Genomic DNA, 16,297 nt, shown 5'->3' with positions numbered 1-16,297 from the left:
TCAAATTTGTTAGTAACTAGTAGTTTGTCAATTTAAACCTGTAAGCCAATTTGTAAACGTGCCCGCCTTTGCGAATTGTTGAGAGTATATTACTCCCTCATTCCGTGCCATTACTTCATCCTGTTGTTTGAATTGCAACCGTGTCCGACTTACTTTGGGCAAGCAGTATCGTTGTGAAAAGTGCCATTGCCAGAGTCAGGGCAATTTTCGCAAAAGAACTTGTATTCATAATATTTAGCTTTAGATTGAAGGAATCTAGACCCTACAGAATGGCTTATGCAGTACGTTTCTTTCTTTATTTACAGGTCGTGTATAGGTCATATTGCTAAAAATACACTTATTCAATACTATAACACTGAATCTATTTCTGAAACTGACCACCCTTCGACAAAGATTGTACATCTGTTAATCAGTAGGTTATAGGCGATAATTAGCTAAAGCTTTTTTCACCAATGCATATAGTAGTACCTCAGATTTAAACCAAACGTTAAACCTAAAATGAAACGATTATTCATTGCTTTTACGCTGCTGGCCAGTACGATTTCATTGACTTTCGCTCAACAACCGACCTCTACAACAGCAACAGCTCCCGCAGTTCCGCCAATGCGGTTAACAACTACAGCCTTCTCAGATGGTGGAATTATCCCTATCAAGTTTACCCAGGCCGCTCCTGGAGCGGCACCGGGGGGCGGTACATCGCCAGAGTTAAGCTGGACCAACGTGCCAGCAGGTACGCAGAGTTTCGTGCTCCACATGCATGATGTCGATGTGAGTCGCAACAAATCTACGGATGATAATCTACATTGGCTGGTCTGGAACATTCCGGGTACTCTTACAGGGTTGCCCGAAGGTATTCCTGGCGGTGCCCAACTGGCAGATGGCAGTTACCAGGTAAATTTACTCACGCCGTCTTATCGCGGTCCGGGTGCTGCGGCTTCGGGACCCTTGCATCATTACGTATTTGAAATTTATGCTTTAGATACGAAACTCGATGTAAAGCCCAGTACAGAAGGAGCAGAAAAAGGCTTAGAAACGCGTTCGAATGTATTAAAAGCACTACAGGGGCATGTATTGGGAAAAGCCGCGTATGTAGGTTTGTTCAAGCGTCCGCAGTAAATTGATTTACAAACGTAGCAGTTCTTACGTTTCGGTTATCACAAAGGTCTGTGACGTTACAGACATGCCAGTTCCTTCCGACGTAGCGCTACATCCCACTCGGTGTAGCGCCGAATGCCTACATTTTGACTAACAACTTGTGAGTTATAGCCAACCTCAACTTAGAACTGTTGCTGTGACGCGCTACGCCAAACCGTTGCGTGAAGGCGGTTCGTTGCCTGCCCTTGTGGAGGCCGATGATGATTTTCTTTACGTACTGAAGTTTCGCGGGGCGGGTCAGGGTGCAAAAGCCCTTATTGCTGAACTTGTCGCTGGTGAAATCGCCCGTGCCCTTGGGCTTCGGATACCGGAGATCGTGTTTGCTACGCTCGATTCTGCCTTTGGCCGCACCGAACCGGATGAAGAAATTCAGGACTTGCTGCGGGCCAGCGAAGGACTTAACCTCGGACTTCATTACCTGTCCGGCTCTATTACGTTCGATCCACTGGTTACGACTGTCGCGGCCAAACTAGCCTCGCAAATTGTTTGGCTCGATTGTCTGGTGACGAATGTGGATCGTACAGCGCGCAATACGAATATGCTTATCTGGCATAAAGAATTATGGCTGATTGACCACGGCGCAGCACTCTATTTTCATCACTCCTGGGACAATTGGGAGGAACAAAGCCGGCGGCCCTTCGTGCAGGTCAAAGACCACGTATTGCTACCACAAGCCACCGAACTTAATGCCGTCGACGCCGAGTTTCGTACTATTCTTACCCCAGAACGCATCCAGTCAATTGTCTCATTAATTCCTGACGAATGGCTGACGAACGAGTCAACGTTGGAGTCGGCTGATGAGCAGCGACAGGTGTACGTCCAGTTTTTAGAGGCTCGACTTGCCTCATCAGAAATTTTTATCAAAGAAGCGCAGTATGCCAGAAAAGCACTTGTTTGAGTATGCCGTTATCCGCGTTATGCCGCGCGTCGAACGCGAAGAGTTTCTTAACGTCGGCGTCATTCTCTATTGCTCCGCGCAAGGTTTTTTGCAAACGATGTTTGAGTTGCCTCAGGAACGGCTTCGCGCTTTTTCGGGTGAGTTAGATATGCGGGAACTGGACGAACGCCTTCGCGCCTTCAAGCGTATTTGTGCGGGTCGCCGAGAAGGGGGCACGATTGGTCAATTACCAATAGCTTCGCGTTTTCGCTGGCTCACGGCCACGCGTAGTACCGTCGTGCAGGTATCGCCTGTTCATCCTGGGTTGTGTGTAAATGCCGAAGAAACACTCGCGCGGCTCTTTGCTCAACTAGTTCAGTAACAAAGCTTTTTCCTCTTCGTCACCATGTGCTCATTTACAAAGCATCTACTTGGAATTCTATTGATCTGTGTCTTCGCAACGTCTGGCTACGGTCAGGCCCGAACGCATGCACTCCTGACGAAGTTATTCTCAACTAACGCCAATTCCATATTTCAGCAGGTCATAAAGCATCCTGAAACCTATCGACTGCAAATTATTTACACGCAGATAAACCGGGATAAAAACAATACGCCTTCGTTCAAGAATTATTATTTTCGGGTCGATAGTACAGAGTTTTTCAGTCCGGCTTCCACCGTAAAATTACCACTCGCCTTACTGTCTCTGGAAAAATTAAATACGCTGAAAATCCCGAACGTGACTAAGTTCACGGCTATGCAATTTGACAGTGCCTACAGCGGTCAAACCAACGAATGGCGGGACAACACCGCCCAAAGCGGTTACCCTTCCATTGCTCAATTTATTAGAAAAGCTTTTTTGGTGAGTGATAACGATGCCTACAGTCGTATGTATGAATTTCTCGGCCAAGGCTCGATCACTCGTTCATTACACGCTAAAGGGTATTTAGATACGCGAATTACGCATCGATTTGTCAGGATGACATCCGAAGAAAACCGCCATACAAATCCTATTCGGTTTATTCAGGAAGACGGGAAAGTAATCTATGCGCAACCAGCAGCTTATAATGCAGACCCGTTCGATTTCAGTCGAATTGCCAAACTTGGCAAGGGTTATTACACCGGGAAAGACAGCTTGGTAAATGAGCCATTTAATTTTACGGAGCGTAACAAAATGCCGCTCGAAACTTTCCAGCAAATTCTTCAATCGGTACTGTTTCCTCTCTCCGTTCCGGCGAAGCAACGGTTTACGTTGACGAAAGACGATTACGCATTTCTGTATCAATACCTGTCGCAATTTCCCGGCGAAACTAATTATCCCAAATACGACGCGAAGCAGTATTACGACAGTTATGTGAAATTCTTTTTCATGGATAGTTTGCACCACCAGATGCCCGAAGGTGTGCGGGTTTTTAATAAGGTAGGCTGGGCCTATGGCTTTTTGACGGATGCATCTTATGTGGCCGATTTCAAGAACAAAATCGAATATATGCTAACCGCTACGGTTTACGTGAATAGCGATGGAATATTGAACGACGATAAATATGAATTCGAAAGCGTAGGAAACCCCTTCATGTACCAACTTGGCCAAACAATATATCAGTACGAGTTGAAACGCAAGCGGAATTATAGACCCGACTTAAGCACCTTTAAGATACCTTACGAAAAGCGCCGAAATGATGATCGACCGGTCGTTAAGGATGTTGCTAATTAAGCCGGTAACCAGCTTATGGTCTTTGGTGTAGAATTCGCGTTATTTACCCAAAACAAACGCCTTAATCTCAACCCATTCATTGCATGAATTTCCCCATCTCTCTAGTCCGGGCAATTGTGTTATTGGGCTTTATTGCCAGCTCACTTTATGCACAAACAGGCACCAAACAATCTCCCCCATTATTGGCCGCAGCAGCTCCCGAAACAGTAGGTTTCTATCCCGAACGGCTCAACCGAATCGACGGTGTTATTCAATCATACATCGACAAAAAGGCATTTCCGGGCGTAGCCGCGATTGTGGTGCGAAACGGTAAAATCGTGTATTACAAAGCGTTTGGCTCTGCCGATCTCGAAACTAACAAACCATTAGCGAAGGATGCCATTTTTCGGATTGCTTCTATGACCAAAGCTATTACGTCGCTGGCGGTGATGATGCTTCATGAAGAAGGCAAAATCATGCTCGACGATCCAATTAGCAAATACATTCCTGAGTTTACCAAGCCTGTAGTACTCGACAAATTCAACAGCAAAGACAGCACGTACACCACTATACCTGCCAAGCGTGAAATTACCATTCGGCATTTACTCAGCCACATGTCGGGCCTCAATTATAATGTCATTGCGAGCGATGCCCAAATGCGGGCGATATATACCAAAGCGGGTATTATCGATGCCTTCACTACCCAAAATATCAAGATTGGGGATGTTGTTAAGAAGTTGGCAAAACTACCACTCAATCACCAACCCGGCGAAAAATGGACGTATGGGTTGAGTATTGACGTTTTAGGCTATTTGGTAGAAGTAGTGTCGGGAACGCCACTGGATCAATTTTTCCAGAAACACATTTTCGAGCCACTGGGCATGAAAGACACATATTTCTATTTACCAGACGCTAAAAAAGACCGCTTGGTGGCGTTGTATTCTGAAGACAAAAATAAAAACTTAGTAAAAACTGCCACTTTAGGAAGCCTGCCAACCGATCCTGATTTCCCAATTGTTGGTGCGAAAGCTTATTTTTCCGGAGGTGGTGGATTATCAAGTACAGCTTACGATTACGCCGTATTTCTGCAAATGCTCCTGAACGATGGCGTGTATAACGGCAAACGATTTTTGAGCCGCAAAAGCGTAGATTTATTTACCAACGCCAACCAAACCGGCACCTTGTTTCCCGACCCCAATGGCTATTTTAGCCTGGGCTTTTCTGTCGTCAACGAAAAAGGGCACGCGCAAGACCTAAGCAGTATTGGCACATTTTCGTGGGGTGGTGCATTTAGTACGGATTACTTTGCCGATCCCAAAGAAAAAATTTGTGCCGTAATTATGAAGCAAATGTGGGGAACAACTTACGGCAGCGAACTTGACAAGAAGTTCAATCTGATGATCTATCAGGCTTTAGACAACTAATAGAAACACCCTGTTGTTGTCTACCGTTCAGGATAGGTGTCAACCTGGCCCGACAGTTCCTGAATAGCTTCCTGTAATTGATTCCGACTTAGGAGAATATCCATCTCCACCGGAAAATCAGGGTACGTATGCCAGGCAGGAGTCAAGTTGTGTCCCAATTGAATTTGCAGACGATACTTATCGTCGGGCAGGGCTTTAGCATCCAGACTTAAGCCTGGCTCCGAGAACGTCAAGGCAACGTGATTAGTCGCTTTATTCCAAAGTGAGCGTAGCCCACTCAATAACCGTTTAACTTCCCACGTGTGTAATCGTGCCGATTGTATATCCGTTTTTTGTCCCCAGAGTGTCGAAAATCGGCACTGAAGTCGATTACGGTCACGCCAGTTTGACGTTGTTTTGCCATACCCCAAAATTGCTAATTCAAAGGAGTCTGGTGAATCAGAAGAAGATACAAATTTCATAATATGTATAGTTAGGGAGGCTACTTAATGTCTACTTAACAAATATACTAAATATATTGTTGCGGTTTTTTCCAGCCAAACCAATTTGTTTGACCGGAAATAGACTATCCTATCCAACGGGAAATTTCATCAACTGAGTAACTTCCGGGCACACTAACTTACCAGCTTAGTCACTTTCCTTATCTTTATGCCCGAAAGGATTAGATTGCTGGCTGAACTATTTTGCAGGCCATGTCTTAAAGATGTAGTGTATAAAAAAGTTCAGCCAGCAATCTTAACAGAACACACAAACTAATCATTTTAGATAGATGGCAAACGTGCTCATTATTGGAGCCGGTGGAGTTGGTAGCGTTGTGGCACACAAATGCGCCATGAACAGCAATGTCTTCACAACAATTATGCTGGCTAGCCGCACGAAGGCAAAGTGCGACCGTATTGCAGCCGAGATTCAGGAGATGCACGGCGTGACGCTTCAGACAGCTCAGGTAGATGCTGATGTAGTGCCTGAGATGGTTGCTCTGATCCGGTCATTTAATCCAGTGCTGGTCATTAATGTAGCTCTCCCCTACCAGGACTTACCTATCATGGATGCCTGTCTGGAAGCCGGTGTTCATTATATGGACACCGCCAACTATGAGCCCAAAGACGTCGCCAAGTTTGAGTATAGCTGGCAATGGGCCTACAAAGAACGCTTTGCACAAGCCGGTCTGATGGCACTTCTGGGATGCGGTTTTGATCCGGGTGCGACGCAGGTATTTACCGCTTATGCCAACAAGCATTACTTCGACCGGATGGATTATTTAGACATCATAGACTGTAATGCGGGAAATCATGGTAAAGCATTTGCAACGAACTTCAACCCGGAAATCAACATTCGGGAAATAACCCAACCCGGTCGTTACTGGGAAAATGGCGAGTGGATTGAGATCCCAGCCATGAGTATTCACAAACCCATTGACTATCCTGAAATTGGTCCGCGTGAATCGTATGTTCTTTATCACGAAGAACTGGAATCATTAGTCAAGAATTTTCCGACACTAAAGCGGGCGCGATTCTGGATGACTTTTGGACTGGCTTATTTGACCCATCTTGAAGTGCTTCAAAACGTGGGTATGACGCGCATCGACCCAATCAAGTTTCAGGGAATGGATGTTATTCCGCTCGAATTTCTGAAAGCAGTGCTACCCGCTCCCGAATCGCTCGGCGAGAATTATACGGGTCAAACCAGCATTGGCTGCCAGATTAAGGGTGTAAAAAACGGTGAAGAGCAAACGTGTTTTATCTGGAATAACTGCGACCATGCCGAAACCTATCGGGAAGTGCGCGGCCAAGCCGTTAGCTATACAACGGGTGTTCCGGCCATGATTGGTGCCATGCTTATGCTGACAGGTGTTTGGATGAAACCCGGTGTCTGGAATTGTGAAGAACTGGACCCAGACCCGTTTATTGAACAGATGAATAAACAGGGGTTACCCGTGCAGGAGCGAGTGAATGTACCGCTGCCGCACGAATATCCAACGGCTTAATATACTTCGCTAAAGTAAGAATCCCGCTGATGTAATAAGGCGGGATTTTTCGTTATTTAGCCGAGTAAAAACCCTAAGCCTCATGATTACGAAATCTTTTCTCCTGACCACCTTATTCACCGTGTCGGTCCTGAGTGTATATGCTCAAACCCGTGATTCGACTAAAACGAACCCCATTCGGCAAGCCAACCCCAACGACCGCCGAAACGGTTATGAAACGTATCAAAGTACGAGTCAGATTGTTGGTACAGGGCCAAATGGAATGGTAAATACAATTGACCATCGTTACGAAGGGTTGCGTGGTACACCTTACTTTTTGTCAGACTGGACCAAAGGGCAAGTTGAGATGACCGCTGGGCAAAATTATACCAACGTGCCGCTCAAATTCAATGCCTACCAGCAACAATTGGTATTGCTTCGTACATGGGCTGGTGGCGATTCCATTGTTGTCAGTAGCGATCAGGTTAAGCGATTCACCTTACAAAACAAGGATGGGCAGCCATATGTGTTTGAGCGATTGCCGATGGCCAAAACTAACGATCAAACCCTTAAAGACGGGTATTTCCTGGTATTATACGAAGGCAAAACCGTTCTGCTCAAGCGGATAGCTAAAACATTTAAACAGGCTGACTACAAAAATCCCTACTCAGGCGATGTGCGTTACGATGCCTTCAGAGATGCTTTTTCCTATTATCTGCTCAAACCCGACCAGACATTAACCAAAGTTAAACTCTCGGATAAATCATTCATCGACGCACTCAGCGACCACAAAGAGGATTTAAAAACGTTTGTGAAGCAGGAAAAGCTGTATTTCAGAACAGACAATGACGCTATCATGCTCGTAAAAAAATACGATAGCCTGTAACTAAAGTCTACAACTGTTAAATCATGCTTAGTAATCAGCCTTGGTAGGTGTGGGGAATTGGCCAGTTAGGAGGATAGCACCCTGATCAGCACTTATAAAACACGTTGGCATAGGCGGTATAAAGTTAGAGTCAGTGTGGGATTATGTGGAATTTGGTACGTGTAGACATCCATGTGACACAAACCAAATCGCGCAACGCCATGCCTACCTCCAACGCGTCTGAAATCGTCGCTTTAACCTACGACGACATCATTTTTCAAGCCCGTAACCGGGCCTATGGCGCCTTTGTCCTTCGCAAACAGTACCGCCCAACTCTTAGTCGCGCTTTAGGCTTAGGGATTGGTTTATTCGTGGGTATACTGGCAGCTCCTACACTCTACGCAAGAATTTGGCCGGCAGAATCCCTGAATAGCAAGCAGTCAATGACTGAGGTGACCCTGACAAAACTTGCTGACCCACCTACCGAACTACCAATTCCCCTACCACCCGTCGAACAACCTCCGGCGGTTAACACAGTGCGAAATCTACCACTCGTTGTCCTGCCCGAAGCCGATGTGGTGGACGATAATTTACCGCCCACTATCGAGCAATTGAAGGATGCGACATCAAGCACCGAAACTGCCGAAGGAGCGGGCGATATAGACGTTATAGCGGCTCCCGAAGCAACGGTTCCAACGGCAGTCGAAAAAGCGGTTGAGGCCGAGTCTAAAACCGAAGCTCCTTTTACCATTGTCGAGCAACAGCCAGAATACCCCGGTGGACTAGATGCCTTACGAACTTTCTTGAGCAAGAATTTAAATTACCCAAAAGTAGCTGCTTCGGCTGGTGTTTCGGGTCGGGTATATGTCAGCTTTGTAGTCAACACAGATGGCAGCTTAACCGATTTACACGTACTAAAAGGTATTGGGTTTGGGTGCGATGAAGAAGCCATACGCGTCATGCAAAAGATGCCCCACTGGCGATCCGGAAAACAATCGGGCCGGGCCGTTCGGGTAAAGTACAATTTACCAATCTCATTTACGCTGGAATAAACGCTGTATAAAAACAATAAATAAATTTCTTCTAATGGCAGTACAAACTGCGCGTCACTTATATGTTGGCCGTGTGTTTTGTCAGGAACTCTCCAAGCGCAGAGCGCATTAGTTTTATACCTTTACGGCATGAATACGACTCTGCTGCAACATCTCAACCAATCCGGCGAAACAGATATTCCGTCGCCTTGCTTTGTCCTGGAAGAAGCCAAACTTCGCCGAAATCTTGAACTCATTGATGCTGTGCAACGTGCGGCTGGCGTAACTATTATTCTGGCACTAAAAGGCTTTTCGATGTATAGCGCGTTTCCATTAGTGCGCGAGTATCTAAGCGGGGCCACGGCCAGTTCGCTCAACGAAATCAAACTTGTTAATGAATACATGGGTGTGCAGGCTCATGCCTACATACCGGCCTATCAGGACGCCAGTTTCGATGAAGTCGTTAGCCGAAGTAGTCACCTGACATTCAATTCATGGAGTCAGTGGGAACGCTTCAAAGACCGGGTAGCCGGAAAGCCCGTTTCCTGTGGCATTCGCGTTAATCCGCAGTACTCGGAAGTAGCAACGGATATGTACAATCCCTGCGTGCCTGGCTCGCGGCTTGGTGCCACCCTCGACCAGTTGCCCGATCAGTTACCGGAAGGTCTGGAGGGAATTCATTTTCATACGCTTTGCGAGAATGATTCTTTCACCCTCGAACGAACCCTTGCCGCGCTCGAAAGTCGATTTGACAGTTTGCTCCATCAGGCCAAATGGGTCAACTTCGGCGGAGGGCATTTGATAACCCGCGAAGGCTACGACACCAATCATCTCATTGGCTTGTTAATTGCCTTTCGACAGAAATATAATGTGGACATAATTCTGGAACCCGGTTCGGCTATTGCCTGGCAAACAGGAATTCTAACATCAACGGTGCTCGACGTTTTCAATAGCCAGGGCGTTCAGGTGGCTATTTTAGATACGTCTTTCGCGGCTCACATGCCCGACACACTTGAGATGCCCTACAAGCCACGCATTATCGGGTCTTATCACGAACCCGTTGCGGGGAAGCCAACCTATCGATTGGGCGGTATGACCTGCCTTGCTGGCGACTTTATGGGCGACTATTCGTTCGATGAGCCGCTCAATGTTGGCGACAAAGTCGTGTTCGACGATATGATTCATTACACGATGGTAAAAACAACAACCTTCAACGGGGTCAATTTGCCATCTATAGGCGTCTGGAAAGAGAACGAGTCATTCAATCTTACAAAAACCTTCGGGTACGAAAGCTTTAAAGACCGATTGTAATACCACGTTAACCGGCACTACAACAAAAAACCTGCATACGATATCGTGTGCAGGTTTTCATTAGACAGCTAAAAATAACCGCCTGAGGCAGTTATAATAAAGTAAAGCTACGATGGTTTTCGATAATGAAAACTAGTTCGTTTAGTTTTTCAAGAACTCACGGTGATAAGCCGCCTTGTATAATTCTTCTTCAGGTAAGCTCTTAAAATACTCATACGTAATTCTAAGTCCTTCGGCCCGGGATACTTTTGGTTCCCAATCTAAAATCGCTTTTGCCTTCGTGATATCAGGCTGGCGTTGCTTGGGATCATCTACGGGCAAATCTTTAAGTACCAGTTTCTGCGTTGTTCCCGTAAGTTTAATAATTTCTTCGCCGAACTCCTTAATCGTAATTTCCGACGGGTTGCCAATGTTTACCGGATAGGCATAATCGCTTAACAAAAGACGATAAATACCTTCAACCAAATCATCGACGTAACAGAACGCACGTGTCTGGCTACCGTCCCCAAAAACGGTCAGGTCTTCACCCCGTAATGCCTGCCCAATGAAAGCGGGTAATACACGGCCATCATTCAGCCGCATCCGGGGACCATATGTATTGAAAATTCGGACAATACGGGTTTCAAGTCCGTGATAGGTGTGGTAAGCCATCGTTATAGCTTCCTGAAACCGCTTGGCTTCGTCATACACACCGCGTGGCCCAATCGGGTTTACATTACCCCAATATTCTTCAGGTTGTGGATGAACAGTTGGATCGCCGTAAATTTCTGATGTGGAAGCGATTAATACCCGCGCACCTTTTACCCGTGCCAAACCCAAACAATTGTGGATACCTAACGAACCCACTTTCAGCGTCTGAATTGGAATTTTCAGGTAATCTATTGGGCTGGCGGGTGAAGCAAAATGCAGGATGTAATCCAGTTCGCCCGCTACATGGATGAACTTGGAAACATCGTGATGATAAAACTCAAAATTTGGCAGGTGGAATAGATGTTCAATATTGCGAATATCACCCGTAATAAGGTTGTCCATCGCAATTACATGATACCCTTCCTTAATAAACCGATCGCAAAGGTGCGACCCTAAAAAGCCGGCTCCGCCGGTAATAAGTACACGTTTCATAAAGTGATTGAAAAATAAGTAAACACAGAACTATCAAGTGCACGTCGTATTTCTATAGCGTTTCTGGTAGTTCCATGTTTAAACTAATTTAAACTTTCTGTTCAACTGGAGCCAGAATTGGCTCACGGCCTACCGAATAATACGTATAGTTCTGCTCAATCATTTGATCGAGTTCATATACATTACGGCCATCGAAAATTACTTTATTTTTCAACAACAAATTCATTTTATCGAAATCGGGCGTGCGGAACAGGGGCCACTCAGTAATAATAACGAGTGCGTCGGCATCGTCCAGGGCAGCATACTGTGTATGCGCGTACGTAACGGCATTCCCAATCTGCTCGCGCACATTGTCCATAGCCTCAGGGTCATAAACAGTCACTTTTGCGCCCGCGTCAATTAATGCCTTTATATTATCTAAAGCGGGTGCTTCACGAATATCGTCGGTATAAGGCTTGAATGCCAATCCCCAAACCGCTATCGTTTTACCTTTCAAGTCACCCCCGAAATGCTTCAGAATCCAGGGCATGAGTTTCGTTTTCTGCTCGTAGTTTACTTCCATTACGGATTTCAACACTTTGAAATCATAATCGAAATCTTCAGCCGTTTTGGCCAGAGCCTGAACATCTTTCGGAAAACAGCTACCACCATAGCCAATACCGGCAAATAGGAACCGTTTGCCAATGCGACTATCAGTACCAATTCCCCGGCGAATATCATCAACGTTAGCACCCGCCCGTTCACACAAGTTAGCGATTTCGTTCATAAATGTGATTTTAGTAGCTAAAAACGCGTTGGCAGCATATTTGGTCATTTCTGCCGAGCGCTCATCCATGAAAATAACGGGGTTACCCTGGCGCACCAATGGTGCGTATAAGCGGTTCATCACACCCTTTGCCCGGTCCGATTTTGTGCCGATAACAACACGGTCGGGTTTCATGAAATCTTCTACAGCGACACCCTCACGCAGAAATTCGGGGTTCGATACTACGTCGAAATCAACTTTAGCGTTGTCAGCAATATGAGCGTGCACTTTTTCGGCAGTGCCCACCGGTACTGTACTTTTATCAACAATAACAGCGTACTGACTCAGAATTGGGCCGAGGTCGCTGGCTACTTTCAGAATATATTTCAGATCGGCTGAGCCGTTTTCGCCCGGAGGAGTTGGCAAGGCCAGAAAAATAACTTCAGCGCCCCTAATTCCTTCTTCCAGGTTAGTTGTAAACGTTAATCGGCCTTCTTCAACGTTCCGGTGAAACAAGGTCTCAAGACCTGGTTCATATATGGGAACGATGCCATTGTTAAGTTTTTCAACTTTCCGTACGTCAATATCGACGCAAGTGACCTGATTACCCGTTTCCGCAAAGCACGTACCCGTAACAAGTCCTACATATCCGGTTCCAACGACTGCTAATTTCATATATTTTTATTAGATAAAATTTCACAATAACTTATAAAGGCTTACAAAAAAGCTTGATTCTACAAAAATAGGAGTTTTTCAATAATCACCCATATATCATGAATAATAGTGACTTAACGGTTAGCAACCTGATAAGTGAGAAGCACTTTATATATGAATGTTTTTCAACTTGGCAGAATGATACCAATACCGGTATACAGTATCTCTCTAGTTACAAATATAAAACAATTGATTAATAAAAAACTTATTTATACCTATTTTAAAGCAGAAAAGAAGGTATCGAAGAAGCAATAAAAAAACGTTTGACTTATTCTGGAATTTCCTTAAATTTCTATTCGGTCACTATACTAAGTGGCCTTCCGTTATGACAAACGAAATTGTAGAAAATCAAGAATTAATAGCCCAATCCGTTCGTGACTTGAGCGAACGACTTATTCGACCTAATATTCGCCATTGGGATGACACTCAATATTTTCCAGCCGAATTGTTTCGACAACTGGGCGCACAAGGGCTAATGGGTATGCTGGTGCCCGTTGAATACGGTGGATCTGGCCTTGGATATCAGGAGTATGTAACGGCCATTGTCGAACTCTCCCGTGTAGATGGCTCTATCGGATTGTCTATGGCAGCTCATAACTCACTCTGTACCAATCATATTCTTTTATTCGGCAACGAAAACCAAAAACAAACCTATCTACCCCGACTAGCTACTGGTGAATGGCTTGGCGCCTGGGGACTGACCGAGCCTAATACGGGGTCTGATGCAGGTAATATGCAAACTACAGCCATCCGCAATGACCGTGGCGACTGGGTATTAAACGGTGCGAAAAATTTTATTACACACGGCAAAAGCGGGCATGTAGCCGTTGTGATTGCCCGCACCGGGGAGCCAAACACACAACGTAATGCTACAGCCTTTGTCGTTGACCGTAACACACCCGGTTTTTCTGGCGGGCGAAAGGAAGATAAACTTGGGATGCGGGCGTCGGAAACCACTGAGATGCTATTTCAGGATTGTTGTATTCCCGACAGCCAACGCCTTGGCGACGTAGGAGACGGCTTTGTACAGTCGTTGAAAGTGCTGGATGGGGGTCGTATTTCAATTGCTGCCTTGAGCCTCGGTATTGCCTATGGTGCTTATGATGCAGCTCTAGCCTACGCGAAAGAACGCGAACAGTTTGGGAAACCTATTGCTTCGTTTCAGGGAATTAGTTTTAAGCTGGCGGATATGGCTACAGCTATTGAAGCAGCAAAACTGTTAACCTATCAGGCCGCCACTCTAAAAGATGCCGGAAAATCCGTAACGAAAGAATCGGCAATGGCGAAGTTATTTGCCTCTGAAACGGCTGTGAGCGTAGCTAATGAAGCTGTGCAGATATTCGGTGGTTACGGCTATACGAAAGATTTTCCTGTCGAAAAATTTTACCGAGATGCTAAGCTCTGTACCATCGGTGAAGGGACGAGCGAGATTCAGAAAGTTGTAATTTCGAGACAGTTATTAAAATAAAAAGGGCGAGGGGAAGAACAAGAGAACAGCAGTATGCAATTCTTTTATTCTTCCCCTCGCCCTTTTTATTTTATTTATTTATACAGTACTGCTGCGACCCTTAATGAGGGCTGCGATGCCAAGAATAATAACGGCACCAACGAAGGCTGTCAGAATTTGGTCGATTACACCGCCATCACGGCCAAAAATCCAGCCGCCAACAAATCCTCCGGCAATACCGAGCAGAATTTCAGCAAACAGCGAAAACGAAAATCGTTTGAAAACGAGGTCGGCCAGCCAACCGGCTACCGCACCTACAAGAATTGATACTAAGATTCCCATGACGTTCGTGTATTGAGTAAATAGATGTATGATAGAAACAGATACATAACGGCATTCAACAAAATATTGTTTAAGTTTTTAGGCCTATAACCGTCAGCATACGTCCTGTTTGTCCTTTCTCAGCCCGGTAGGAAAAGAAATCATCGTTGTTCAAAACGGTCGAAAAGGGTGATACGCCAATCTGCACAGCCGGAGTACCAAAATCAACCAGTAAGTGCGTGTTGGCGGCTTTCAAATTAATATAACTTTTGCCACTGGCAGAGTCAGCGCGTTTAAACTCCGGCGCAAACTGTTCGGCTACTTCCGGTCCAACCTCAAAGGCACATTCATCAATACAGGTTCCGATATAAGCAAAACATTGCTCTGGCAACGTACCAAACCGCTGTTGCATGGCAGTCAACGTTTTGGTAACAATACCCCCGACAGTTCCACGCCAGCCTGCATGAATAGCCGCAATGGCTCGGTTATGCGGATCATAAATCAGAATTGGTACGCAGTCGGCAATAGTTACGCCGATGAGCAAGCCTATCTGGTCAGTAATAAGCGCGTCGTACCCGTTGAACCGCCCCGGTTCGGTAGCGTATAAAACGTCGGTGCCGTGAACCTGATGTGAAGACGCAAACTTCTGATTAGCAGCCCCAATGGCCGCAAAGAACCGCCGTCGGTTCTCGTCAACATTAACCACATCGTCGGCGGTATTGATCCCCAGATTAAGTGAGGCAAACGGAACGGGGCTAACGCCCCCATGCCGGGTACTTTCGGCGGCAATCAGGTTCGTAAAATGAGAAAATATAGGTGGACTGTTGTACAGAGACATCGTATTAAGAACCTTTTGACTGGGGTATTGGTAGCAAAGCGAACAAAATTGCGACCTAAATACCATCAATCCTACAGACCGTTTGCTCAGCCGGCCTGTATTTCACACCACTCATCCAGTCGAATAACCGTTCCAGTAGTTTGCATTACATAGTACCAACCATAGCCTATATCTTTGTTTCACCAATCGGGAATAACCCGACTAGATTTTAAACTCAAAAACAAGAACATAACATCATGAAAACCCTCATCAAATCACTCGCTTTAGCCTTTTCATTGGGTATTGTTACCTCTGCTGCTTCTTTCGCCAACGTCACTGAAGTTAATCCTATCGGTCGCACATCGGCGGTAGCCTCTTATAAAACCGGCATTTATTCTACAGTGACTGGCAAACTAAATATTGCCCTTGACAAAACAACCGATGGACGTGTAGACATTCAGATGAAGGGTACAGATGGCAAAGTACTTTACACTAAACATCTTGGCAAAAACGAACATGGCTGCCGGGTTAGCTTGAACCTGAACGATCTGGAAGACGGCGTTTATACCCTGGAAATTACAAATGGTATCGAGACGACAACGCAAAATGTGACTGTCGCTACCAAACAACCCACTACACCAAGCCGCATCATTGCCATAAATTAATCATCTTCCACCATTCACACCGTAAAAGCCGCTCCCGCTAAAGCCGGGGGCGGCTTTTTATTGCTGTTTACCATACCGTCGGCCAACATCGGCCAGTTAATTTTGTTGTATATTCAAGAAACTTTTGACTTGTACTATGTGCCTTCG

Annotated in this window: 16 protein-coding genes; 11 read left to right on the top strand and 5 right to left on the bottom strand. The window is 45.7% G+C overall.

The features are described from left to right. Nucleotides 1–498: 498 nt before the first annotated feature. The 5 genes from ACFS25_RS04355 (at nt 499) to ACFS25_RS04335 (ending at nt 5,146) form a co-directional block, all read left to right on the top strand. Nucleotides 499–1,116, top strand: coding sequence for a YbhB/YbcL family Raf kinase inhibitor-like protein (locus ACFS25_RS04355; protein ID WP_381497182.1), 618 nt, complete (start codon nt 499–501; stop codon nt 1,114–1,116). Nucleotides 1,117–1,255: 139 nt separating this feature from the next. Continuing rightward, complete coding sequence (locus ACFS25_RS04350) at nt 1,256–2,053, top strand: HipA family kinase (protein WP_381497181.1); 798 nt, start codon at nt 1,256–1,258, stop codon at nt 2,051–2,053. Further along, entirely contained in the window at nt 2,031–2,414 is a 384-nt protein-coding gene (locus tag ACFS25_RS04345; RefSeq protein WP_381497180.1) for a DUF3037 domain-containing protein, read from the top strand. The genes ACFS25_RS04350 and ACFS25_RS04345 overlap by 23 nt, the downstream gene beginning before the upstream one ends. A gap of 24 nt (nt 2,415–2,438) precedes the next feature. After that, nucleotides 2,439–3,743 (top strand): serine hydrolase, encoded by a 1,305-nt coding sequence (locus ACFS25_RS04340; RefSeq protein WP_381497179.1) that lies wholly within the window; start codon nt 2,439–2,441, stop codon nt 3,741–3,743. 83 nt (nt 3,744–3,826) lie between these two features. After that, nucleotides 3,827–5,146, top strand: a complete 1,320-nt coding sequence (locus tag ACFS25_RS04335; RefSeq protein WP_381497178.1) for a serine hydrolase domain-containing protein — start codon at nt 3,827–3,829, stop codon at nt 5,144–5,146. A 20-nt stretch (nt 5,147–5,166) separates the two neighbouring features. Here ACFS25_RS04335 and ACFS25_RS04330 read toward each other — a convergent pair whose 3' ends face one another. Further along, the gene (locus ACFS25_RS04330; protein WP_381497177.1) at nt 5,167–5,607 is read right to left on the bottom strand and encodes a WapI family immunity protein; all 441 of its coding nucleotides are present in this window, start codon (nt 5,605–5,607) and stop codon (nt 5,167–5,169) included. Between the two features lie 308 nt (nt 5,608–5,915). Here ACFS25_RS04330 and ACFS25_RS04325 point away from each other — a divergent pair, with 308 nt between their 5' ends. From ACFS25_RS04325 to nspC, 4 genes are all read left to right on the top strand, one after another. Beyond that, nucleotides 5,916–7,133, top strand: coding sequence for a saccharopine dehydrogenase family protein (locus tag ACFS25_RS04325; protein ID WP_381497176.1), 1,218 nt, complete (start codon nt 5,916–5,918; stop codon nt 7,131–7,133). Between the two features lie 82 nt (nt 7,134–7,215). Continuing rightward, nucleotides 7,216–7,998 (top strand): hypothetical protein, encoded by a 783-nt coding sequence (locus ACFS25_RS04320; protein WP_381497175.1) that lies wholly within the window; start codon nt 7,216–7,218, stop codon nt 7,996–7,998. A gap of 200 nt (nt 7,999–8,198) precedes the next feature. Beyond that, nucleotides 8,199–9,029 carry an energy transducer TonB gene (locus ACFS25_RS04315; protein WP_381497174.1) on the top strand — a complete coding sequence of 277 codons (831 nt, stop codon included), beginning with the start codon at nt 8,199–8,201 and terminating at the stop codon, nt 9,027–9,029. A gap of 129 nt (nt 9,030–9,158) precedes the next feature. Next, on the top strand, nt 9,159–10,319 hold the full coding sequence (gene nspC, locus ACFS25_RS04310; RefSeq protein WP_381497173.1) for a carboxynorspermidine decarboxylase: 1,161 nt from the start codon (nt 9,159–9,161) through the stop codon (nt 10,317–10,319). Between the two features lie 141 nt (nt 10,320–10,460). Here the strand turns inward: nspC and ACFS25_RS04305 are convergent, their stop codons facing one another. Both ACFS25_RS04305 and ACFS25_RS04300 read right to left on the bottom strand, forming a co-directional pair. Then, the gene (locus ACFS25_RS04305; RefSeq protein ID WP_381497172.1) at nt 10,461–11,441 is read right to left on the bottom strand and encodes a UDP-glucuronic acid decarboxylase family protein; all 981 of its coding nucleotides are present in this window, start codon (nt 11,439–11,441) and stop codon (nt 10,461–10,463) included. 88 nt (nt 11,442–11,529) lie between these two features. Beyond that, nucleotides 11,530–12,861 carry a UDP-glucose dehydrogenase family protein gene (locus tag ACFS25_RS04300; RefSeq protein WP_381497171.1) on the bottom strand — a complete coding sequence of 444 codons (1,332 nt, stop codon included), beginning with the start codon at nt 12,859–12,861 and terminating at the stop codon, nt 11,530–11,532. A gap of 364 nt (nt 12,862–13,225) precedes the next feature. Here ACFS25_RS04300 and ACFS25_RS04295 point away from each other — a divergent pair, with 364 nt between their 5' ends. Beyond that, nucleotides 13,226–14,368, top strand: coding sequence for an acyl-CoA dehydrogenase family protein (locus ACFS25_RS04295; protein ID WP_381497170.1), 1,143 nt, complete (start codon nt 13,226–13,228; stop codon nt 14,366–14,368). A gap of 78 nt (nt 14,369–14,446) precedes the next feature. Here the strand turns inward: ACFS25_RS04295 and ACFS25_RS04290 are convergent, their stop codons facing one another. Continuing rightward, nucleotides 14,447–14,689 (bottom strand): GlsB/YeaQ/YmgE family stress response membrane protein, encoded by a 243-nt coding sequence (locus ACFS25_RS04290; RefSeq protein ID WP_381497169.1) that lies wholly within the window; start codon nt 14,687–14,689, stop codon nt 14,447–14,449. A 70-nt stretch (nt 14,690–14,759) separates the two neighbouring features. Then, on the bottom strand, nt 14,760–15,506 hold the full coding sequence (gene pgeF / locus ACFS25_RS04285; RefSeq protein ID WP_381497168.1) for a peptidoglycan editing factor PgeF: 747 nt from the start codon (nt 15,504–15,506) through the stop codon (nt 14,760–14,762). 236 nt (nt 15,507–15,742) lie between these two features. Between pgeF and ACFS25_RS04280 the strand changes: the two genes are divergently transcribed. Beyond that, nucleotides 15,743–16,150, top strand: a complete 408-nt coding sequence (locus tag ACFS25_RS04280) for a hypothetical protein (RefSeq protein WP_381497167.1) — start codon at nt 15,743–15,745, stop codon at nt 16,148–16,150. Nucleotides 16,151–16,297: the final 147 nt, after the last annotated feature.

This window comes from Spirosoma flavum, from assembly GCF_042686045.1.
Classification (GTDB): Bacteria; Bacteroidota; Bacteroidia; order Cytophagales; family Spirosomataceae; genus Spirosoma; species Spirosoma flavum.
Note: the sequence above shows the minus strand (reverse complement) of the source record. Positions and strands in the feature narration are given on the sequence as shown.

What these genes read in the sequence shown, in the direction of transcription:
- ACFS25_RS04355 (WP_381497182.1), top strand. Translation starts at nt 499, where the DNA reads ATGAAACGATTATTCATTGCTTTTACGCTGCTGGCCAGTACGATTTCA.
- ACFS25_RS04345 (WP_381497180.1), top strand. Translation starts at nt 2,031, where the DNA reads ATGCCAGAAAAGCACTTGTTTGAGTATGCCGTTATCCGCGTTATGCCG.
- ACFS25_RS04340 (WP_381497179.1), top strand. Translation starts at nt 2,439, where the DNA reads ATGTGCTCATTTACAAAGCATCTACTTGGAATTCTATTGATCTGTGTC.
- ACFS25_RS04335 (WP_381497178.1), top strand. Translation starts at nt 3,827, where the DNA reads ATGAATTTCCCCATCTCTCTAGTCCGGGCAATTGTGTTATTGGGCTTT.
- ACFS25_RS04330 (WP_381497177.1), bottom strand. Translation starts at nt 5,607, where the DNA reads ATGAAATTTGTATCTTCTTCTGATTCACCAGACTCCTTTGAATTAGCA.
- ACFS25_RS04325 (WP_381497176.1), top strand. Translation starts at nt 5,916, where the DNA reads ATGGCAAACGTGCTCATTATTGGAGCCGGTGGAGTTGGTAGCGTTGTG.
- ACFS25_RS04320 (WP_381497175.1), top strand. Translation starts at nt 7,216, where the DNA reads ATGATTACGAAATCTTTTCTCCTGACCACCTTATTCACCGTGTCGGTC.
- ACFS25_RS04315 (WP_381497174.1), top strand. Translation starts at nt 8,199, where the DNA reads ATGCCTACCTCCAACGCGTCTGAAATCGTCGCTTTAACCTACGACGAC.
- nspC (WP_381497173.1), top strand. Translation starts at nt 9,159, where the DNA reads ATGAATACGACTCTGCTGCAACATCTCAACCAATCCGGCGAAACAGAT.
- ACFS25_RS04305 (WP_381497172.1), bottom strand. Translation starts at nt 11,441, where the DNA reads ATGAAACGTGTACTTATTACCGGCGGAGCCGGCTTTTTAGGGTCGCAC.
- ACFS25_RS04300 (WP_381497171.1), bottom strand. Translation starts at nt 12,861, where the DNA reads ATGAAATTAGCAGTCGTTGGAACCGGATATGTAGGACTTGTTACGGGT.
- ACFS25_RS04295 (WP_381497170.1), top strand. Translation starts at nt 13,226, where the DNA reads ATGACAAACGAAATTGTAGAAAATCAAGAATTAATAGCCCAATCCGTT.
- ACFS25_RS04290 (WP_381497169.1), bottom strand. Translation starts at nt 14,689, where the DNA reads ATGGGAATCTTAGTATCAATTCTTGTAGGTGCGGTAGCCGGTTGGCTG.
- pgeF (WP_381497168.1), bottom strand. Translation starts at nt 15,506, where the DNA reads ATGTCTCTGTACAACAGTCCACCTATATTTTCTCATTTTACGAACCTG.
- ACFS25_RS04280 (WP_381497167.1), top strand. Translation starts at nt 15,743, where the DNA reads ATGAAAACCCTCATCAAATCACTCGCTTTAGCCTTTTCATTGGGTATT.